The organism is Streptomyces sp. 13-12-16 (genome assembly GCF_002114215.1).
Lineage (GTDB): Bacteria > Actinomycetota > Actinomycetes > Streptomycetales > Streptomycetaceae > Streptomyces.
In genome coordinates this window covers 4,105-4,392 of the sequence record NZ_NCTE01001334.1, presented here as the reverse complement: position 1 = coordinate 4,392, position 288 = coordinate 4,105, and positions in this window count along the sequence as shown.

The following is a 288-nucleotide window of genomic DNA, read 5'->3' as shown; positions in this document are numbered from 1 at the left end:
ACCAGGCCGGCCCCGCCGTCGACTGACGGCACGGGTGCGTCACGGCCCCGCCCGGCCGGCACCGGGCCGGCCGGGTCCCGGCATGCGGGCGGCCGCCGCTCATTGCACGCTGGTGCCATGGCGAGCGATCAGCCCATCGTGATCTACCCGCCCGGCGCGGACGGCGGCCGGCGCGTCCGCGACGGCGCGCGGTTCCTCGGGATGGCGTACGGGCTGCTGGACGTGGTGGAGTTCCTGCGCCTCGAAGGGCTGGAGAGCGTCGACGACGACTGGCTGCGCCGGTCCGCG